This window comes from Faecalicatena orotica, from assembly GCF_003149245.1.
Classification (GTDB): Bacteria; Bacillota; Clostridia; order Lachnospirales; family Lachnospiraceae; genus Faecalicatena_A; species Faecalicatena_A orotica.
The window spans coordinates 610,842-632,520 of record NZ_QGDL01000001.1; the positions used below are offsets into that span (position 1 = coordinate 610,842).

18 protein-coding genes are annotated in these 21,679 nt (G+C 46.3%); 9 read left to right on the top strand and 9 right to left on the bottom strand.

Annotated features, from left to right (window positions below; genetic code table 11):
* Positions 1-124: 124 nt before the first annotated feature.
* On the bottom strand, positions 125-2,950 hold the full coding sequence (locus A8806_RS02645; protein WP_242995926.1) for an ATP-binding protein: 2,826 nt from the start codon (positions 2,948-2,950) through the stop codon (positions 125-127).
* Between the two features lie 205 nt (positions 2,951-3,155).
* Here A8806_RS02645 and A8806_RS02650 point away from each other — a divergent pair, with 205 nt between their 5' ends.
* Positions 3,156-3,665, top strand: a complete 510-nt coding sequence (locus A8806_RS02650; protein WP_109729599.1) for a ferritin — start codon at positions 3,156-3,158, stop codon at positions 3,663-3,665.
* 76 nt (positions 3,666-3,741) lie between these two features.
* On the opposite strand, the gene A8806_RS02655 is transcribed toward A8806_RS02650, so the two are convergent.
* From A8806_RS02655 to A8806_RS02675, 5 genes are all read right to left on the bottom strand, one after another.
* Positions 3,742-5,808 carry an ATP-binding protein gene (locus tag A8806_RS02655; protein ID WP_109729600.1) on the bottom strand — a complete coding sequence of 689 codons (2,067 nt, stop codon included), beginning with the start codon at positions 5,806-5,808 and terminating at the stop codon, positions 3,742-3,744.
* A gap of 83 nt (positions 5,809-5,891) precedes the next feature.
* On the bottom strand, positions 5,892-7,040 hold the full coding sequence (locus A8806_RS02660; protein WP_109729601.1) for a DUF4179 domain-containing protein: 1,149 nt from the start codon (positions 7,038-7,040) through the stop codon (positions 5,892-5,894).
* A 2-nt stretch (positions 7,041-7,042) separates the two neighbouring features.
* Complete coding sequence (locus A8806_RS02665) at positions 7,043-7,621, bottom strand: sigma-70 family RNA polymerase sigma factor (protein WP_181368554.1); 579 nt, start codon at positions 7,619-7,621, stop codon at positions 7,043-7,045.
* A gap of 134 nt (positions 7,622-7,755) precedes the next feature.
* The gene (locus A8806_RS02670; RefSeq protein ID WP_109729602.1) at positions 7,756-8,022 is read right to left on the bottom strand and encodes a helix-turn-helix transcriptional regulator; all 267 of its coding nucleotides are present in this window, start codon (positions 8,020-8,022) and stop codon (positions 7,756-7,758) included.
* A gap of 139 nt (positions 8,023-8,161) precedes the next feature.
* The gene (locus A8806_RS02675; protein WP_109729603.1) at positions 8,162-8,704 is read right to left on the bottom strand and encodes a TetR/AcrR family transcriptional regulator; all 543 of its coding nucleotides are present in this window, start codon (positions 8,702-8,704) and stop codon (positions 8,162-8,164) included.
* A 191-nt stretch (positions 8,705-8,895) separates the two neighbouring features.
* On the opposite strand from A8806_RS02675, the gene A8806_RS02680 reads away from it, so the two are divergent.
* The 7 genes from A8806_RS02680 (at position 8,896) to A8806_RS02710 (ending at position 17,166) form a co-directional block, all read left to right on the top strand.
* Positions 8,896-9,759 (top strand): DegV family protein, encoded by an 864-nt coding sequence (locus A8806_RS02680; RefSeq protein WP_109729604.1) that lies wholly within the window; start codon positions 8,896-8,898, stop codon positions 9,757-9,759.
* A 379-nt stretch (positions 9,760-10,138) separates the two neighbouring features.
* Complete coding sequence (locus A8806_RS02685; protein WP_109729605.1) at positions 10,139-11,920, top strand: adenine deaminase; 1,782 nt, start codon at positions 10,139-10,141, stop codon at positions 11,918-11,920.
* Positions 11,921-12,004: 84 nt separating this feature from the next.
* Complete coding sequence (gene ade, locus A8806_RS02690) at positions 12,005-13,735, top strand: adenine deaminase (protein WP_109729850.1); 1,731 nt, start codon at positions 12,005-12,007, stop codon at positions 13,733-13,735.
* 26 nt (positions 13,736-13,761) lie between these two features.
* A complete protein-coding gene (locus tag A8806_RS02695; RefSeq protein ID WP_109729606.1) occupies positions 13,762-15,327 on the top strand; it encodes a xanthine/uracil/vitamin C permease in 1,566 nt (521 codons plus the stop codon).
* A 175-nt stretch (positions 15,328-15,502) separates the two neighbouring features.
* Entirely contained in the window at positions 15,503-16,102 is a 600-nt protein-coding gene (locus A8806_RS02700; protein ID WP_109729851.1) for a TetR/AcrR family transcriptional regulator, read from the top strand.
* Positions 16,092-16,535, top strand: a complete 444-nt coding sequence (locus A8806_RS02705) for a hypothetical protein (protein ID WP_109729607.1) — start codon at positions 16,092-16,094, stop codon at positions 16,533-16,535. The genes A8806_RS02700 and A8806_RS02705 overlap by 11 nt, the downstream gene beginning before the upstream one ends.
* Positions 16,507-17,166, top strand: a complete 660-nt coding sequence (locus tag A8806_RS02710) for a hypothetical protein (RefSeq protein WP_109729608.1) — start codon at positions 16,507-16,509, stop codon at positions 17,164-17,166. Before A8806_RS02705 ends, A8806_RS02710 begins: the two co-directional genes overlap by 29 nt.
* Positions 17,167-17,237: 71 nt before the next feature.
* Here the strand turns inward: A8806_RS02710 and A8806_RS02715 are convergent, their stop codons facing one another.
* From A8806_RS02715 to A8806_RS02725, 3 genes are all read right to left on the bottom strand, one after another.
* Positions 17,238-18,074 (bottom strand): MBL fold metallo-hydrolase, encoded by an 837-nt coding sequence (locus A8806_RS02715; RefSeq protein WP_109729609.1) that lies wholly within the window; start codon positions 18,072-18,074, stop codon positions 17,238-17,240.
* Positions 18,075-18,077: 3 nt separating this feature from the next.
* Positions 18,078-18,368: a DUF1330 domain-containing protein gene (locus A8806_RS02720; RefSeq protein WP_109729610.1), complete on the bottom strand. Its 291-nt coding sequence runs from the start codon at positions 18,366-18,368 to the stop codon at positions 18,078-18,080.
* Between the two features lie 77 nt (positions 18,369-18,445).
* Positions 18,446-19,018 carry a TetR/AcrR family transcriptional regulator gene (locus tag A8806_RS02725; protein WP_109729611.1) on the bottom strand — a complete coding sequence of 191 codons (573 nt, stop codon included), beginning with the start codon at positions 19,016-19,018 and terminating at the stop codon, positions 18,446-18,448.
* 225 nt (positions 19,019-19,243) lie between these two features.
* Between A8806_RS02725 and A8806_RS02730 the strand changes: the two genes are divergently transcribed.
* Positions 19,244-21,655 (top strand): vWA domain-containing protein, encoded by a 2,412-nt coding sequence (locus A8806_RS02730; protein WP_109729612.1) that lies wholly within the window; start codon positions 19,244-19,246, stop codon positions 21,653-21,655.
* Positions 21,656-21,679 lie beyond the last annotated feature (24 nt).

The following is a 21,679-nucleotide window of genomic DNA, read 5'->3' on the forward strand; positions in this document are numbered from 1 at the left end:
CATGGCTAAAAGCAGCCTCATAAGTATGTACCCTTTGGGTATATTTTTATCTTACGCGTGTATCGTGGTTATGTCAACTCTTTTATATAGTTATAAATACTACGTATCAGATATCGCGTTAATGTCAACGAAGCTGTTCCTGCAGAATCTCCCACAGGTAATGAATATCTACCGGCTTTGGCACGAAGGCTGTCATCCCTGCTTTTTCTGACGCTTCCACATCTTCTTTAAATGTATTGGCCGTCATCGCTATAATCGGGACAGTACGGCTGTCCGGATGGCTGCTCTGTCGAATCTCCTCTGTGGCCCGGAGTCCGTCTTTATTCGGCATTCTGATATCCATAAGTATTGCCTGATACCAGCCTTGAGCACTGTTTTCAAACAGATCAACCGCTTCCTGCCCGTCTGCCGCACGATCTACCTTTGCCCCTCGCAGTTCCAGCAGTTCCTTTGCAATTTCGGCATTCAGATCGTTATCCTCGGCAAGCAGAATACGGATTCCTGTAAAGTCTTCCGTTTTATCCTGAATCTCTTTTTCTGTACTATCTTTTTTCGTGCCCGCAGGGAACAAAAGTTCAAAGAAGAATCTGGATCCCTCTCCTGCTTCACTCTCCAACTTCAGCTGTCCGCCCATCGCTTCGACAATATAACTACTGATAGGCAGTCCAAGGCCAGTTCCCTCGCTTTTTGCTGAATTATTGCCAAACTGTTCGAATGATTTAAACACCCTGCCCTGATTTTCTCTCGCAATTCCAACTCCTGTGTCACGGACTTCAAAGAAATATCTGACTTTATCCCCCTGATACCCTTTTTCCTGAATACTCAGTGTGATCATTCCACCAGCCGGGGTAAATTTGAGTGCATTCGCAAGCAGGTTCAGCAGTACCTGACGAAGCCTGACCGCATCCCCAACCAGCGTATCTGTATTTATTTTCAGGCATGGAATAAAACGTATCTCTTTCTGCTCTGCCTGAGGTTCAATCATCTGTATCATTTTGTCCGTGATATCTTTCATAGAGAACTCATCCGGCATAATTTCCATCTTTCCGTTCTCGATCTTGGACATATCGAGAATGTCATTGATGAGTGAGAGCAGATACTGGGAAGATGACCTGATCTTCTGAAGATTTTCCTCCACCGAATCCGGGATTTCGTCCTTCATACAGGTAAGGTCCGATAAGCCTATGATCGCATTCATAGGCGTCCTTATTTCGTGGCTCATCTTAGACAAAAATTCACTCTTTGCACGGCTCTTTGCCTCTGCCCTGGCCAGTTCCCCCTCCATCATAGTTCTTCTCACCTTCGAACGGGCCGTCATAACAACGCCAATCAATATACAGAGTACAAAACTACATAAAATGAAGATAAATGCCACCGGATTCGCATAAATTAATTCCGATAAAGTAAGGGTGCTGCTTCCCATTGAAATCAGATTCTTATCTACAATCGTATTCATATCCTTTAAAGAAATGTTATTGATTGCTTTGTCCAACACACCGAGCAGTATCTTGTCGACCGGACGGTCCATCGCCATACTCACTGCCGTATTGTTATTCACTCTGGATATTGGTACGATATTCGTATAATGATGGTTCTGCATCTCCTGATCCAAATTTGCCGAAAGTCCGTAAACAAAATCAATCTCTCCTTTATTCACTGCTTTCAGTCCTTCATTTATCGAGTCATAATATCTGATATGTTCAACAGGGATATCGTTCGGCATTGTTCTTCCTGCAATGATCCCGCCAGTCATTCCCTGTGCCGGGTAATTTACGGACTTATTCTTAATAATAATACTATTCAGGCTTGTATACGATTTTGTAAGAGCAAGGCCCTCTGCAAAAGCATCCTCATCTGAATCCAGATATGCCCCAAGAATATCCACCTCATCGTTATGGACCAGTTCAAGCGCCTTCTCATACGTTTCTGCATACACATATGTAAATGGAATGCCGAGGTATTCCGACATCCGTTCAAAAATATCGGGAAGAATCCCGTCATGCTCTACCATTCCATTCTCCACGCAGTAAAAAGGATGCCACATCCTTACAACCGCTACCGTGATCTCCTTTTTCTCCCTCAAATATGTAAGTTCTTCTTCCGTCAGCTGAATATCAAAATTATCCACATCCGGAAAGTTTTCTTCATATTTATTGGCAGCAAAGCCCGGATCGGCTTCCTGAATTGCTTCCAGAGCTTCATTCATTTCTCTGAGGATATCCTTATTTTTGATCTGGGTAACAAGGTAGTATGGCTGGGCGGCAAATGATGTAACCGCCCGGAACTCCTCGTCTTTATCCCCGTCATTTCCCAGAAGCAGGTCAACATCACCATTCTTCAGAAATCTGTACAGATTATCCTCCCCCTTCAGTTCCTCCGCTGTGTAATACTTTAAGGTACAGTCCAGATTATTCTGATTCAGGAATTCATTCAGATATGCAATCTTCTCTTTCGCAGACTCATATACACCTATCGTCTTCCCGTTCATGCTTCTCAGATTATAACTCTTGATCTCTTTATCGTCTTTTCTACATAGAAGAATTGCCCTGCTGTTCCCCATGCTGTACTCAGGGTAAGCAAAATATTCTTCCAGCGACGGAGAATAAAATACACCGCCCATCAGGTCATACTCGCCGTTCAGAAATCCATTCAATGTATCCTCTGCACTGCCCTCATAATATTTGTATTCCCAGTCTGTATATTTGGCAATCTCATTCAGATAATCAACTAACAGGCCATTATAATTGCCATTTTCATCTACCTCACTGATACCTGGTGAATCCGGAAAGGCTACTTTTATCACCCTGCTTACCGGCTGTTCTTTCTCCTGCTCTTTGCCTGACGCAAAGGTATTGATATAAAACAGATGGCTAATCAGCAGTACTGTCATAATCATTGATAACTGCCGTGTGACTCTCCCCGGCTTTAGTTTTCTCATAACCTGTCCCATGTATCCTCCCTTATACAGGCAAAATGTACAATCTGCCTGTATGAAACCGAATTTTTATGAATGTCTTCATTATACATGATTGGCGTTTACTTTGCAATTTTTGCCCATATAAAATACTGTATAACTTTTTATTCGGAATCTTATACCGCATAAAATTTCCAATTTAGAAAATACTATCCCAAGAAACATCTTTAAGGAGGCAGTTATGGATAAACAAATTCTGCAGTTAATCAACAGCCAGATCAATTTTGAGTTCTTTTCATCCTATTTATATCTGGCATTTTCAAATTACTATTCAGAGGCAGATCTGGACGGCTTTGAAAACTGGTTCCGCATACAGGCCAGAGAGGAACTGGACCACGCGATACTATTGATCCAATATCTCCACAACAATGACGAAAAAGTTGTTCTCGAGCTGGTCCCCAAGCCTGACTGTAAGCTCTCATCCCCCGCACAGCCGCTGAAAATGGCATATGACCATGAAAGACAGGTGACGGAACGCTTTAACCGTATTTATGAGGCTGCATTTAAAAAGAAAGACTTCCGGACGACCCAGGTGCTTGAATGGTTCATTAAAGAACAGGGTGAAGAAGAGAAATCTGTCAGCGAACTGATAGCAAAAATGAAACTGTTTGGAAACGATACAAAATGTCTCTATGAACTGAATCAGGAGTTCGCCGCCAGAGTCTATACCGCCCCGTCACTGGTATTATAGACGGATATATCTCCATACAGAAAAAGAGGCAGAGAATAAAACCCCGCCCCTTTCAGAAATCTTATGTATCTTCCCGTTATAGTTCCTCTTTGTGAAAAACCACCCGTTCCAATGTAGTCAACAGGCGCTGGTAATCTATTGGTTTGGAGATATGGTCATCCATGCCGGCTGCCAGCGCTTTTGCCACGTCTTCTGCAAACGCATTGGCAGTCAGGGCAATGATTGGTATTGTTCTGCCGTCCGGATGACTGCTTCTGCGAATCTCCCTCGCAGCCGTACAGCCGTCCATGACAGGCATCTGCAGATCCATCAGGACTGCCTTGTAAGTCCCCGGTTCTGACAGGCGGAAGTTTTCCAGCGCCTGTGCCCCATCGTCTGCACAATCAATCTGAAACCCTGCTTCTTCCAGCAATGTTCTGGCAATCTCCTGATTCAACGCATTATCTTCAACAAGAAGAAGGCGCATCCCTTTCATTTCCTCCCTGCAGCCGGCATTTTTCACGACCGGACTGCCTTTCTTATGCTCACTGCCCTCGTCTCCCGGTTCTGTGCTTTTAGATATTCCCTTTTCCCCGTCTGCAATCTTCAAGTTCAAAGTTACCGTAAACCTGCTGCCGCGGTTCTCTTCGCTTTCCACCTGAATATTGCCCTGCATCGCTTCTACAATCCCCTGTGCAATAGACATGCCAAGCCCGGTTCCCTGAATATTCCGGCTCCGTACGCTCTCGGCCCGTGAGAACGGTACAAATATATAATCTTTAAAGCTTTCCGGCATTCCGATCCCATTATCCTCTACGATAAATACAAAACGCCCGTTGTCCTGCGTTCCCGCGGACAGCTCGTGCACCTCCAGCCGGATCTTCCCGCCCTTTGGCGTGTATTTGACTGCATTGTTGCACAGGTTCAGCAGTACCTGCCTGATTCTGAGTTCATCCCCCTCCAGATGGTTGTGGATGATTCCATCTATCTTGATATGGACATCCTGCTCTTTCTCAGCAGCCTCCGTCCGGATGATTGTATCTACCTCCTGAATCATCTTGTCCAGATAAAATGGTTTCTGCGCCAGCTCCACTTTCCCTTTCTCAATCTTTGACATATCCAGAACCTCGTTGATCAGCTTTAACAGATGACTGCTGGAGGAACTGATCTTCTCCAGACAGTCTCTCACTTTTTCCGGATCCTCTGCATGTGATGCTGCAATGGAGGTCATGCCGATAATCGCATTCATGGGAGTCCTGATGTCGTGTGACATCTGTGCAAGGAAGTTGCTTTTTGCTTCATTCGCCTTTTTCGCTGTCTCATATGCCGCAAGCAGGGCATTCTGGTTCTGCTCTTCCTGCCTCATCTCGTCCAGTTTCTGCTCATGGATATTCATATTGGCGAAGATTACTTTTGTAAGTACGCCATCCTTCATTTCCTCAATACTGAAACGGGCCCGCACCCACTGCGGCCCCTCCGGATAGATTCTTCTGTAATCTACATCATATGCCGGCTGTTCCGATGACAGCATTTTCTTCAGAAATTGGGGACTGCCTGCCCGTTTCATCTTCTCCTGGTCATCCGGCCAGACATATTCCTGTATGAATTTGTCATAATACATTTTAAGACTGCCTGCAGGGAATTCCTCCCTGCGCTGCTGGTCCTCCTGCCAGACAGCCTCCTCAATATCATGTTCCAAATCAAACACATAGACAGAATAATAACTGCTGCAAAGCTTGGTTAGTATCCCGGCTTTTCTCTCAGCCTCCTGCTTTAGCATAATAGTATCCGTTATATTCTGGTGGTATCCCCTCAGACAGACTCCGGGGCCATATCCGGCATCTCTCACGCCGCCGCACCGTACATAGATCTTCCCCCACTTCGGGTGGTTCCATGAATACTGGACTTCTGCCCTCTCATCCGCTTTCATACGCTCTACAACATCATGTACGACAGGATAGCACTCTTCTTCTATCCTGCCGTACCAGCCCTGATAGCATTCTTCCGGAGAAGGAGCCTCATCATACCCTAACAGCTCCAGCATAGAGCTGTCTGCATACATCCTTGGCGGCCTGCCTTCGTCAAGTTCAATCGCCCATAATCCAGTCTGTGCCTGACACAGCACTTCCTGTACTTTTTCAATATCTTTAAAATGTTCTAACATAACCGGCATATCCTTTCGGCTTTGGATATTTTAAAATTTATTCTGTATCTATCTTATCATAAGCCAGGCCGGATTGCTATGCTTTACTCAACAGAAAATGGGATCTCCGCAATCATTCTCGGTCCACCGTTTTCATCGGGTTCCCCGTTTTTATCATACATCTGAAGTACAAAATCGTTCGCATCGGAATGGTCAAACGTTATATACCTGACCTCTGTACCGTCATCGTTCTTAATAATCTTCTCTGACTCATCCTGTATCCTGTTTCCCTGCGCATCCATCAGAACTACTGCCGGATTCTTCGGTTCCCACTCAGCCGGAATATGAAGGACCATATGGGCATTACTCGGTGTCAGTGTAACCTCTTCCACGACAAATCCGTTGTTTTCGGCTTCCGGTTTTGCCGTCCTGTTCTGTGATGTATCGGAAGAAGCCTTGAACTGCAGCTTCCACGAGCCTTCCACGCATTTGTATCCAACCCTTTCATAATTCTTGATCTCCTCATGATATGGTTCGTCAAACTTCTGCGCCCCCACTGCCCCGATATCCATGCTTACCGTCACATCCTCCGGGAACTTCCCTGCTTCAATATTCATGGCCGGAACTCGGACCAGGGTTACAAAAAGGCCATCCTCAGATTTGGCGGGTGACAATGTATACGTGGAATACGTTTCCTCACCATTCACATACAGCCATGCAAAAAAAGCAATCGGGTCCCCGTCTCTGTAGCAGAGCAGGTTCAACTGGTCAGCAGCATTCAGTTCCTCATCCCCGGTCTGGAGGGACAGGGTAAAATACAAGTCATACCCGTCGCAGTATGCATCCGATACAGTCATCGTAATTCCCTGGTCCTCGGCCACATTCGTCGGGTCCTTGACTGGTTCCGAATGTTTTGCAATGTTCTCATAGGCAGTCTTATCCTTTTCCGGATAGGGATGGTTATCCCGTATTTCCTGAATCCTTCCAAATAGATCACCGAGGATCGGAATATCCTTTGCCAGCGCGGGATTTACAAAGAAAACACCTGTCAGGACAAGCACCATGCATGCCGCCGCTGCCGCAACCCCCAGTTTTCTGTAAAGTCTCTTTTTACTCCGGCTGCGGAGCGATTTCATCCGTACCTCGTCTTTCCTGATCTTATCGTACGCTTCGTCCAGACTGTCATTTACAATCTCAGGAATCTTGACATCTTCCTTCAGAGTCTCTTTAATACTAATATCAGAATTTCCCATTTCTATACCTCCATTCCATAGGCTGACGACGGGTTCTCTTTCAGGTAGAGCTTCTTGAAGCAGATTCTCCCTCTCGACAGTCTTGTTTTTACAGTATTCTCATTCATATCCAGTATGGCACCGATTTCTTTGATGCTGAATCCCTCCACATAATACAAAAGCAGGACAATGCGGTACTGTTCTTCCAGTTTATTTAAAAGTTTCAGGAATTCCCGTCCCGAAGTATCGACCTGTGCCCCCTCCAATTCCGGATGTTCTTCTATCGGTACCATCTTTCCACGCTCCTTTAATATGCGGTTACAGTGGTTAATCAAAATCCTCGTCAGCCATGTCTTAAAATACTTTGGCTCCCGCAGACCCTTAATATTCTCGTAACTGCTGAGAACGGTATCCTGGATCGCATCCGCTGCATCTGCATCGTTCTTCAGCATGCTGATGGCAATTTTATATAAAGTCTGCTTATGCTCTTCCATTAAAGTTATGAACGCTTCTTTATCACCAGACTGCGCTTTCTTTACCAGATTCGTCACCTTTGCACTCCCCCTTGTCTTCGAATCCAACAATTTGATTCTGTTTTTCATGCATCCTCAATCGATTGATACCTATTAGATAAAAAAGAACAGCAAAAAGTTTCAGAAAAAAAGAACACTTTTTCTAAACAAAGTGTCCTTCACGCCATATCCCCTGATTTTACTGTCGAACGGTAAACTGCCCCCTAACCGGGCTGACTGCCGGTAAGAGGGGGATCTGCCTTTTTGGTGCAGCCTTTCCCTGACTTTTTTCTTCCGGCTATCTCATCCAGAGTCACATCAAAAATATCTGCAATGGTTATTAGTTCATAGATATCCGGTATTCTCTTCCCAATCTCATAATTAGACAGTGTCTGTCTCTTCATGTTTAACTGCTGTGCCAGCTGTTCCTGTGTCATATTGTGTTCTTTTCTGAGAGTCCTGATATTATGCCCAATGGTATTCTTTGTCATATTCCTACCTCTTTATTTTTACCTCACTGATCCAAATTTACAGGAATGACAGATGCAAAAGGCGCATCTGCTGATAGACCAATCATACAGTTTTATACCGGTAATAGCAATGCATTTTTACATATTAAAATCGTTATTTTCAGTTTGCAGGCTCTGCATAAATCCGGTACAGGATCCGGGCCATTTCTTCGGGTGATTCTTTCGCACCGTTCACAGACCAGGATATATAAAGGTTATAAAGAGCGCCCGTAAATGCCTGTAGTGCATAATAGTGTTCAATTCCGTCTCCCGGCCTGTACCATGTTTCAACCACGTACCTGCCGACGGATTCCAGAAATGTGTGGCCAAGCCCGCTCTGGAACAGGCTTTCTAAAAATAATCTGTGCTGCCGGAAATATGAAAAGCAGTGGATTAAATTTTCCAGATCATAATAGTTTCCTTTTTGGAACAGATTTTTCACGTCATCTCTGTAATCATCCAGTATATCATCCAGATAAACAGTAAATATCTCCTCTTTCGACTGGTAGTTCCGGTAATAAGTCATTCTGGAAACGCCCGCTTTTTCTGTAAGTTCTGATACAGATACAGCGGACAATGGTTTTTCTTTTAAAAGCTGCATAAGTGCGGTGACCATACACTCTCTTGCAAGCTGGTTTGCCTGATTTTTTCTTTGCCTTTTCATGAACAAAACCCTTTCTTTTGTAACAGTTAACAGTTGTATGATTGAATTTAATGCTTAAAAATGTTACAATTTGTCACACTTGATTATATCCATAGAACGAATAAATAGCAAGCATATAATCTCAGCGTAACCCGCTGCTGTTTAAGCTTATTGGAAAAGCGTACTTTTAAAAAGAAGGAGGGTTTTCAACTATGAAAACAGCCGTTATCACGGACAGCAACAGCGGCATTAAGAAGCAGGAAGCAAAAGAACTTGGCATTTTCCTGATTCCAATGCCTGTCATCATAGACGGAACAGTCCGTTATGAAGAAACGGATCTAACACAGGAAGAATTCTACCAGAGTCTTACCAATGGTAAAAGTGTCACTACCTCACAGCCGTCTCCGGGAGATGTCATGGACCTCTGGGATCGCGTACTTGCACAGGGCTATGACTGCCTTGTCTATATCCCGATGTCCAGCGGCCTAAGCCAGTCCTGCCACACAGCGCTGGCTCTTTCCGAAGATTATGGTGGTAAGGTCCAGGTTGTTGATAACCACAGGATTTCTGTCACGATGAGGGAATCCGTGCTCGAAGCAAAACAGATGGCCGGTCAGGATGCTTCTGCTTTGGAAATCAAGGAATGTCTGGAGGCCAGTGCATACCAGTCCACGATCTATCTGGCTGTTGACACTCTGGAATTCCTTTTAAAGGGCGGCAGGATTACACCTGCTGCGGCGGCACTCGGCACCGTGCTGAACATCAAGCCGATCTTAAGCATTCAGGGCGAGCGGCTGGATGCATTTGCCAAAGTCCGGGGCATGAAAAAGAGTAAAAAGAAAATCATAGAAGCGCTGAAGGATGACCTGTCAAACCGATTCCACAATCCAGATATGGAAAAAGTCCGGATCGGGGCTGCCGGCTCCCATCTGGCTGAAGAAGAGGCTCTCGACTGGAAGCGCACACTGGAAGAGGCATTTCCGGGGGCATACGTGTATTACGATCCCCTCTCGCTGAGCATCGGCTGCCATACCGGCCCCGGAGCGTTCGGAGTGGGAATGAGCATCCTCTCGTAACCGTTTCTGTAAAAGAATATTCACATCATAAAAGAACTGGCCTGCACCTGTCATAACAGACATGTGCCGGACCAGTCTTTTTTTGTACTGTTTTCCATTTAATTTCATATTTTTTACAGTTTTGTACAAAAATAACTATACTGATATTATGATGTCGGAGTCAACTTATAAGCTGTCTTAATATCCAGTTATAATAAAATAATAGGAAAGCCCCGTATTCTCATTTTCGGAAGGATATGATATGATTAATTTAATTTCATATTGTAAATTCTTCAAGATACATTTGCAGGACGGGAAACCTGTTTAGCCGCCTTTGCGGCCGATGTATCTTTTTTATTATTCAAAAACCAAACTGGTTTCACATGAAGGAGGAACAAACATGGAGAGAACAATTGCAAACCTGAAAGAAATGATCCGTGCAGGAAGGGGGATTATCCCGGCTGATACTGTTGTGAAGGGCGGTAATCTGGTCAATGTAATGACGAGTGAGATCTACCCTGCCGATGTCGCAATCTATAAAGATATGATTGCCGCTGTCGGTGATGTGTCCGATTATACCGGACCCGGTACAAAGATCATCGACGCAGAGGGAAAGTACCTCGTGCCGGGACTTATCGACGGACATATCCACAGTGAATGCAGCAAGCTGAGCATTACAAGTTTTGCAAAGGCTGTCGTACCCTGCGGGACAACAAGCATGATTTCTGGTCTTGACGAATACATTTCCGTATCCGGTCTGGAAGGCTTAAAGGAAGTTCTGGCTGAAGTAAAACAAAGCCCGCTGAAGGTGTTCTGGGGAGCGCCTTACAAGACGCCTTACACAATACCGGAATCTACCGTTTCTTTTAACTTCACAAAAGAAGTTCATGAAGAGGTTCAGCAGTGGCCGGAATGCTTCGGTGTGTGGGAGACAGTCCGGGAATTTCTGCAGGAAGAGGATGAGAACACACTGGGTGCCATCGAACAGGCATTCAAGAACCGTCTCCCGGTATTCGGCTGTGCACCTATGGCAAGAGGAAATGACTTAAACGGCTATCTGTGCGGCGGAGTACGTCTGGACCACGAAAGCTACGACCATGAAGAAGTGGTTGAGAAGATGAGAAAAGGAATGCACATGCTGATCCGTGAATCATCTGTTACACATTTCCTGGCCGAAAATATCCGCGCAGTGACAGAGGTAAATCCTTACATGGCACGCCGCGTCAGCTTCTGTACCGATGATGTGACCGCAACAGATGTTTTGGAAAAGGGACACCTCGACAATGTTGTACGTCTTGCAATTGCAGCCGGTGTGGAACCGATGACAGCAATCCAGATGGGTACGATCAACAGTGCGGAAGCTTACCGCATCGATCATCTGGTAGGTTCCATCTCTCCGGGAAGAATCGCGGATATCCTGCTGGTCGACAGCCCGGAAGAATTCCATGTTGAGACAGTTATTACGAATGGGCAGCTGGTGGCACAGAATAAGAAGCTTACCTATGATCTGAAGGCTCCGGAAAGAAGCACAGTCCTCAAGAGTGAATTGAAGTGCCAGAAGACAACAAAAGCGGATTTTGAATACAGAGTAGACATGATAAACGGAACAGCAGATGTTCTGGCAATGGATGTACAGGGACCTTTCGTCCGTAAGAGAAGGGATGTTGTTCTCAATGTGGAGGACGGAATCATTCTTCCTGATCCTGAACAGGATGTTGCCCTGGTATCTGTCCTCGAACGATTCGGGCGAAACGGCAACCGCTCCCTCGCGTTCTGCTCCGGCTGGAATTTAAAGAGAGGCGCGATGGCATCCTCTGCCGCACCGGATGATAATAACCTGATTGTGATGGGTGTGAATCCGGAGGATATGTCCCTCGCCGTAAATTATCTGATCGAACAGGGCGGCGGACAGGTTGTTGTCGCTGACGGCGAGATCATCGAGTTTTTGCCGCTCCCAGTAGGCGGAATTGCAAGTGATGAAGAACCGGAAGTAATTGCCGCACAGGAAAAGAAACTGAACAAAGCTGCACAGGACCTTGGCTCCACACTGCCTGAACCACTGATGTACATGTTCTTCCTGCCGATCACGGCAATCCCGGATTATGCAATCACTGATGTCGGACCGGTAGATTATACGAACCTCACTACCTTCGATCCTGTTATAAAGCTAAACGAACAATAAAAGGAAATTACAAATGTAACTGTTCATACTCCAATGAACCGTTACATACAAGCAATATATAAGGAGGGATTTTTTATGAGCAACATGAGTAAAGAAAGTCTGAAGAAACTGATTGAGGTAGCTTCCGGGAGAATGCCGGCAGATACGGTAATTAAAAACTGTAAAGTTGTGGATGTTTATAACGGCGGAATCGTTGATGGGGATATCGCCCTGTGTGACGGTTTGATTGCAGGTGTCGGTAAATATGAAGGAAAAAAAGTCATCGACGCAGAAGGAAAATATGCCGCACCCGGATTTATTGACAGCCATATCCACATCGAATCTTCTTATGTAAGTCCGGAAGAAATCGGACGCCTTCTTGTGCCCCACGGCGGTACGACAATTATCGCCGACCCTCACGAGATTGTAAATGTATGCGGGATACGCGGGATGAACTATATGCTTGAAGCCTCCGAACAGACTGCCCTGGATATCAAATACATGCTTCCTTCCTGTGTGCCTGCAACTCCGTTCGAGCATTCAGGAGCAAATATAGACGCGGAAGCAATGAAAGAGCCTATCCGGGACGAAAGAGTCCTTGGCCTTGGCGAATATATGAACTATCCGGGACTCATCGGCGGAAGTGAAAGTGACCTTGATAAGATCATGACCGCAAAGGAAACCGGCAAGCTGATCGACGGACACAGCCCGGGAATCTCCGGAAATGACCTGAATGCCTATGCAGCCGCTCTCGTGCATACGGACCACGAATGCTCCACCGTGGAAGAAATGACAGACCGTATATCCCGCGGATTGTACGTGCTCTTAAGACAGGGCTCGGCATGCCACAATCTGCGGCCGCTGCTCAAAGGACTCACCCCGATGAACAGCAGGCGCTGCCTGCTCTGTTCCGATGACCGCCAGCCAAAGACCATTCTCGAGCTGGGACATCTTGACAACCATTTGAGTATCTGTGTGGAAGAAGGTGTGGATGCAATCACGGCAATCCGCATGGCAAGCTTAAATGCCGCCGAATGCTTCCGCCTGTATGACAGGGGCGCAATCGCACCCGGCCTGCGCGCAGACATTGTCCTGCTTGACAACCTGAAGGACTTTCATGTGAAAAAAGTCTGGATCGAAGGAAAGCTGGCTGCCCAGGACGGCGAGTACCTGCTTCCGGTCGAGAAGTGTGACATCACGCCGGTCAAAGGAAGTTTTCATGTAAAAGATTTTTCAAAAGACAAATTAAAGATGCACCTAAAATCAGGCCATGTCCATGTCATCGATATCCTTCCGGGCGGAGTTGTGACCGGAAAAGGGATCGCGGATGTACAGCTGGACGAGTCCGGCGACTTTGTCAGAAATCCTGACGTGGATATCGTAAAAGTTGCCGTAGTCGAGCGCCATCAGGAAACAGGAAATGTAGCTCCGGCGCTTCTGAGAGGCTACGGGCTAAAAGAAGGCGCTGTTGCATTATCTGTTGCCCATGATTCGCACAATATCATTGTTGTAGGTGTATCGGACGAGGATATGGTGTACGCGGTCGAACAGCTTATTGCACAGAACGGCGGAATTATTCTTGTAAAAGACGGCGAAGTCATCGAATCCATGCCGATGCCGTTAGGCGGCCTGATGAGTGACCAGAGCGGCGAATGGGTTGACAAAAAGCTGACCCTGATTCACGATGCTGCTTATGAAAAGCTTGGAATCTGCTCAGAAGTAGAGCCTGTCATGACACTCTGCTTCATGTCACTAGCTGTCATACCTGAACTGAAACTGACAGATATGGGATTATTTGATGTAACGAAGTTCGAATTTGTCTCCGTGGAGGCATAAGAGGAATATGGAGGATACTTAGAGAGATGGGAGAAAAAAAGGCACTCGTGCCCTTGTTTCAAAGAGGTGATTTTGGTGGAATGGCTTATTCCATCACCAATAATATTGTAAACTACCTGATTGTTATCGCTACCTTATCCGGCGTTCTCGGCTGGCCGGATGAGATTGTATATGGCCGTGTCATTCCGGGGATGTCTATCGGGCTGATGCTCAGCGGCTTATATTATGCATTTATGGCACTGAAACTTTCCAAAAAGGAAGGCCGCCCGGATGTGACGGCACTTCCTTCCGGAGTTTCAACCCCGGCAATGTTCGTTATGCTTTATGGTGTCATCATGCCCCTTCATTATGCGCTGGAAGACCCGTACCTTGCATGGTCCGCTGCGATTGCTGCCTGCTTCATCGGCGGCGCCGTTGAATTCTGCGGTGGTGTCATCGGGCCCTGGATGAAGAAGCGTATCCCAAGGGCTGCCCTTCTTGGAACCGTAGCAGGAATCGGATTTATCTGGATGGCAACACAGGGTGTATTCGATGTATTCAGTGATCCTGTGATCGGAATGCCAATCCTGATCGTCGCTATGATCGGTGTATTCGGCGGTTACCTGTTCCCGAAGAAGATCCCGCCGCTTGTTGTCGCAATCGTGGGCGGTATCGTTTATGCTTTCTGTCTTGGAAGAACACATATCGACTTCAGCGGAATCGGCTTTTATTTCCCGAATCCGGTAAATGGGATCCAGCATCTTCTGAGCGGATTCGCAGTCGTTGCGCCTTACCTGACAATCGTGATTCCGATTGAAATATATAACTTTATTGAAACAATGGACAACGTGGAAGCCGCCAACGCAGCCGGCGATAACTACAACGTCCGCGAGGCACAGTTCGCCGATGGGATCTGTACCATGATTTCCGCCATCTTCGGCGGGGTTGTCCCGAATACTGTATGGCTCGGGCATGCCGGACTGAAGAAAGCAAAAGCCGGTATCGGCTACTCCGTCGTTTCCGGCCTTGTACTTGGATTCGCCGGACTGCTCGGACTCTTTACTTTCTTAAGTAACCTCGTTCCACCTGCTGTCTGTGCCATCACCTATCTCTGGTGTGCGATCGTCATGGTCTGCCAGGCTTTCAAGGATTGTGACAAGAAGCACTACGCTGCTGTCGGGATTGCAATGGTTCCGCCGGTTGCGGACTATTTGTTTACACAGATCACAGGAGCAGTCGGACTTGCCGATATCTGGACAGAGACTCTTCCGATCGGATATGCAGGATATACACCGGAGGTCTCCCAGTCACTGATCGATGCAGGTGTCATGTGGAACGGCGTTGCGGCAGTAAAACCGGGGGCCATTATCATCGGTATTTTACTGGGAACCATGACGGCCTTCATTATCGATAAACAGCTGAACCGGGTGGCAGTCACGGCACTTGTCGGAGCTTTGCTCTCACTGTTTGGATTCATTCACAGTGCCGCTCTCGGAATCTATCCGAAATCTCCGTTCATGATGGGATATCTGATTATGGCAGGCTTATGCTTTATCCTGCATCTGGGCAGGAATAAATGGTTCAAGGCGCCGGATGACTTTGATTACGTCTGATGTCATTAAAAAGAAGGATTTCATTTCCGTGAAGTCCTTCTTTTTTATATGTTATGATGTTGGGGTCAGCGAGCATGCATTGTATGACCTTTTGACCCTGGCATCATGTTATTGTTTGACAAGTCCGGATAAGAGTACTATAATGAACATTGTTCATATTAAGGAGGTGCACTGTATGAATACGATTGTAACTTCACGTGAGGCCATCCTGGCCGAGAGCCGGAAACTTGTAATGGAAAAAGGAATAGATTCTGTCAGTATGCGGTCAGTTGCCGCCGCCTGCAATGTAGCTGTCGGGTCGATATACAATTATTTTCCATCCAAGGCGGACCTGATCAGTGCGGCTGTGGAAGACGTCTGGAAAGATATTTTCCATATGTCCGGAGAGTCCATGAAGTTTGAACATTTTACAGACTGTCTTGCCTGGCTCTATGAAAGGATTCAAAAAGGATGTGAGCAGTATCCCGGATTTTTCACACTGCATTCCGTCAGTTTTGCCGCCGAGGATAAAAGCAGCGGCCGGAGGATGATGGAAAAGTATTTTGCACATATCAGACAGAACCTTCTGCATGTTTTGGCAGCAGATCCTCTTGTCCGGGAAGATGCTTTTGATGACCAGCTGAGTGCCGGGCAGTTTGTGGATATGATTTTTACCCTGCTTACTTCCCTGCTTCTCCAGAACCAGAAGTGCTGTGAACCCCTTTTGGTGGTTGCCGCACGCTGTATCTATGAATATAATATAGAATCCAGTGAAGGAGGTTTTTATGAAGATTAATAAGATAAAGCTGCTCCTGCTTGCTGCGCTTGTATGGGTAGCTGCCGGGTTTAATATCCTGCGTATCGGGATTATTTCTTACCAGAGCCATGTAACCGTTATAAATATTCTCATTTCTGCCACTGTATTCCTTGTTTTCTGGTTCATGGTTTTTGGCAGGCTTGTAAAAAAGCACACCAGCAGGATTGTCAGCTATGAAGAAGAAAAACAGTTCTTCCTAAAGTTTTTTGATGTCAAGTCATTCCTTATCATGGCATTTATGATGACATTCGGGATAGGTCTGCGTGTGTCCGGTATCTGCCCGGATGTGTTTATCGCAGTCTTCTACTCGGGACTGGGCGCCGCCCTCACATTAGCCGGTGTCCTGTTCGGATATCATTTTATTAAGAAAGGAAAAGAAAAAAATGCAGGCTATTATGGAAACACTATTTGATGCTGTATATCTGGTCACAGTCATTACTGTGGGGATCCTGATGATCCGGAAAAGTGCAGGGAGGAAACAGTACCTCCTGTTTGGCATTATGGCTGTCACTTTAGGTGCCGGGGATGCTTTCCATCTCGTGCCTCGGGCTTACGCACTTTGTACTGCGGGACTCGAACACTATACGGCTGCACTCGGGGTCGGAAAACTGATCACGTCTGTCACAATGACCGTCTTTTACATTCTACTGTACTATGTATGGCGTCTGCGCTATCATGTAAAGGATCAGAAAGAGGTGACTGTGGCAGTCTTCCTTCTTTCTGCCGTCCGTATCATTCTCTGTCTGTTCCCGCAAAACAAATGGACCAGCGCCGATGCACCACTAAGCTGGGGCATCTATCGGAACATCCCGTTTGCACTGCTTGGAATCCTCGTAATCGTCCTGTTCTACAAAGCAGCAAAGGAACAGCATGACCATGCGTTCCGCTTCATGTGGCTGACGATTGTATTAAGTTTTGCGTTTTACATTCCGGTTGTGCTGTTTGCAGACACAATCCCTGCGCTTGGAATGCTCATGATTCCAAAGACATGCGCCTATGTGTGGACCGTCCTGATCGGATACTTTGACATGAAGTCTCAGTAAATCTCACCCTCTGGAAAAACTCACTACATGTATATATGGCCTGCCGCTGCTTATGAACGGCAGGCCATCCTTTATTCTGATTCCAGACAGGCTTTGATACTTCTTAGAAACAGGGGGTTTACCGCCATATCCTTCCAACCCATTCGATTCCCTGCCGCTTCTGCCAATTCTTTCTCTGATATCTCCGGATATTTGCAATATACATCCCGCACGCAATCCTCTAATTTTCGCAGCAATGTTTCTGCTGCAGATACTTTCTGGCTAAATTCCTGCTCTCCGTATACACGATCCCATGCCGGACAACAATACCGGGTACCGCTGAGATTTCCCAGCCGCTCCAGCGTACTTCTGCTCTTGTCCAACTCTGTAAAAATAGGAAACTCATCCTGTACAGGTATTGCATCTCCACAGAACAGTACCCCCTTTTCCTTCAATAGGTAAGATACAGACCCATTGGAATGTCCTTTTGAATCCAGAACCTGAAAAGTAATCCCATCTTCCAAAAAAATGCAGTCATTATCCCTTACGGTTTCATCTACAGAAACAGCTTCATTTACCAATGTATAAAAACCTGGGATCGGACGCTCCTGAAATTGTAAATCAATATCCTCTGTCCACCTTTTTGCCTCTTCTGAGGCATACACCTTACAGCCGGAATTATTTTGAACAGCGGCTGCCCCACCAATATGGTCCGGGTGTGCGTGTGTCAGAAAAACGGCTTTTATTTCTGTCATATCACGCCCGATATCTCTCATATACCTTTCGATGACCTTTTCACTCCCTGCCACTCCTGAATCAATCAGACAGCATGACTGACCGGTAACCAGATATACATATGCATATCTTTTCACAGTCTCTGTAATCTGAAAATCAACTCTGATCTGATGTACATTTCTGCATACTTCCATCTCTTATCCCTCCATAATAATTGCTCTTGAATCTACAGAATTCTCCCTTTTGACTGCGATTTTTCTATATTCCTCTGACTGGAAACAGGATTCAAGCTGTTCTCTCGTGTCCCACTCGATGATAATAAATCTCTCTGGCTTCCACTTACCTGTTAAAGGCTGTATCTTTTCTGTACGTACCAGATAACGCCCTTTATACTTTTCTACTATCGGTCTTACACTACGGATATAATCGTCATACTCCCCTCTTCCTTTTTGACTGTCAATATAAGTTTCAGCTACAAAATAAACCATAATACCCTCCTTTCTATGCAAGTGTTCACTTGCATGGTAATTATAAAAGAATGGTGCCTTTTTAAGCACCATTAGCTTTACGAAATTCCCTGTACAAATACATGCACACTTTCGCGTATATACTTCTCTTTCTCAAGTTCCGTAAGCTGTTTTCCAAAGGATGCATCCAGAAAAACGAAGCCGAAATTCATAGATAAAAACATCATAGAAAGGCTCTCACAATCCACATCCGGAAGCTTTCCATCTGCCTTCATCTCCTGAAAATACCTGACCAGCACATTCTTAAACAGCTGGGGCACTTTTAAAATTCCCTCCGATGTATCCTGATACAGCTCGGGTACGCGAAGCCCAAGTGATACCTTTACCATGCGCGGCGTCACTTTTCTCATATATACCTCTGCAAAATGCAGCAGGTCCTTTTCCAGACTGCCCTCATACTTAAAATCTGCTTCCTTCAGACAGGGATTCCATTCCGGCAGTGTCATGGCCGAAAGCACGATCTCCTTCTTGCCCTTAAACTTCCTGAATATCGTGCATTCGTTCACCCCTGCACGGAGTGCAATGTCCTTTGTAGTCGTGGAGGGATAGCTGCGCTCCATAATCAATGACATGGCCGCATCTATGATCTTAAGCTGTGTTTCATCAAGCATAGCTGCCTTCCCCCCCTTATGCAAGTACTTACTTGCATCATAGCATTTTTCTTTCTGATTGTCAAATCAAGTACCCATTTCATCGTTATTCATATACTAATTAAGAACAAGCTGCATTTTGCCGCCTCACGGCGGCGGATCGGAGATCTTATGCCTGAAACAAAAATCCCATGCCCATACCAGGGCCCTGGTAAACAAAACCCCGTCTCCATTGGAGGCTATGATATGATACGTTTAACCGGTGATCCGTCTGATCCCGATTACTGGAATACCTCCGGACTGACATCCGTTTATGATGCCGGACACGATAAAGGCAGCGGAGGCATCCTTACCTTTCATGACCTGCTGCGCATTTCAAAGGGGGCCATTGGTGACTGCTCTGCTACTGTCACACTAGATATCGAAGCCAGTCCCCCTGTCTACTCTTATTATCCTCCCCACTCTCTGGATGTGGTTTTTGTACTTGACGTCACTGCCAGTATGATGTCGGGAAAAAGCAGGAAAATGGCACTGGCAAAGCGGGCGCTTATCCAGACTATCCAATTACTCTGGGAACAAAACAAAGAAACCCGCATCACCATTGTTCCCTATGCGCGGGATGCCTACATTCCCAATCCCTTTGGCGGACTCTCATACAATTATCTGGGAACACTTTTCACATGGCGCCGTTCAACCACCAGCGGCAACTATATTGGCCAGATTCTGGGATACCGCAACGGCTCTTTTGTTTCGACTACAGATATCCCCGCCTATATGGCACAGTCTGAGCCATTAGCTGCCAGCGCCAATCTGAGCCTGTACAATTATTATAACTATTACAAAATCCAGTATTCTGACATTTACAATGAAGATGGCTCTGCCCGGCCTGATACAGTGCTGGCGGGTTACCTCAGCACGGTCTATGCACAGAATCCATCTGCATACAACGGAAACCTTATAGAATCAGTTGCCTCCGGTGCCCCGCTTACTTCAGAGCAGCTTCCTTACAGCATGAACGACACCGGCTATGAGAATAATACGATACTGGAAAATCTGATCTGGGCCATCCCTTATGGGGAAGACACAAACACACAGGCTGGATTAAACGAAGCCTGTACACTTTTCAAAACTCCGGGATTTGCACAGTCCGATGATATACTGCGCCGGGCTGTCATACTGATCACTGACGGGCAGGCGAACCGTTCCGTCAATCCCAGTTATCCGGATATATATGCAGCACCGGGAAGTACGGACAGTGATTTCCTCCCCGATATTCCGGGCGGGATATGGAAATACTTCCTTTATCTTAAACAGACTGTTCCAAACCTGATTTCAGAGGTTGCCAGCCGCTCTGCCAACAATGAGGAACTGCTGCTTGCCATGCAGCGTGCCTATGAGACTGCCGTAGAAATCAAATCGCCTTCCGGCGGCAATGCTTCCCTGTTTGTCCTTGGTATCGAAATTGATGCACAGTCCCCGGGGCCGTACACAAGAGAGGACGTTCTGGATATTCTGCGTACAATTGCCACTACGGGTTCCTACCTGCATGAGGCCGCCGAAGACAGCTCACAGAATCCTATTATTGAAGAACTGAAGCGCCTTGCACGTAATCTGTTAATTCTTACCGGAAGTCTTCAGGTTACGGTCACTGATTCCATTAACACCGCACTTTTCGAATATGTTCCCGGTTCACTCCGAATCTTCGGAACGCAGGATACATTAAAATTAAAATCTGTCAGTGCCCCCAATATTACGGACCCCTCGGACCCTGAGTATACTGTCTATCAAAAACCGGCCCTGCTGCCCGATATCAGTGACCAGAATGTCCAGGACGGTATTATTACCATAAACCTTGGGGACCTGCCCTACGCTCCCGCTGCACCGGAAAGCAGGACCCACATCCGGCTGACCTATCATATCCGTGCAAAAGGGGCGGCCCACGGATCACACCTGCATACAAACAAGGATTCCGAAACTGCCGTGTCCTTCCTTGAGCCAAACCATCTGACAGCCGACTCTCCACTGCTTACTTATGATAATCCGCTGCGCACACTGCACTTCCCTACTCCTATAGTATCCTGTAACGCAGACTATACGATTGAAAAATATACCGGGACTGCCACGGATGATGTATTCTATAAATCCATTTCCGTCACAGCCTGCCAGACCGTTTATTACCGTTTTGAAGTACACAATTATACGGACTCTGATGCAGTGTTCCCGCTTCTGTATGATGTCAGAGGGGTTCAGACCATAGAAGAGGCCCGTTCAAACCCTGACCGTCTCATCATCGCTGAAAATTTCACTGTGCCCGCCCAGAGTACGGCCGAATTTACGACCGGCTACAAAACCTCCTGCAGTGAGGGTACTGTCTCTGATTTCGCGGTGCTGGAAACAGGAGACACTTATCTCTACGACAATGCCTCCGTGATCGTACATGATGACACTGCTTATTATACCGTAGAGTATCTGGATAAATGTACGGGACAGCGTATCTGCCCAGACCTGCTCGTTGCAGATGTGGCTGCCTGTTCAGTCATCTCAGCACACGACCATATCCGGTGCCTCCCATGCTGGAAATTCGTCTGTGCCATACCGTATCATCTTCATTTGTGCGAAGGGGAAAATATACTGAAACTTTACTATGTTCCCTGCTAATTGCTATATCGTAACAACTGCCCC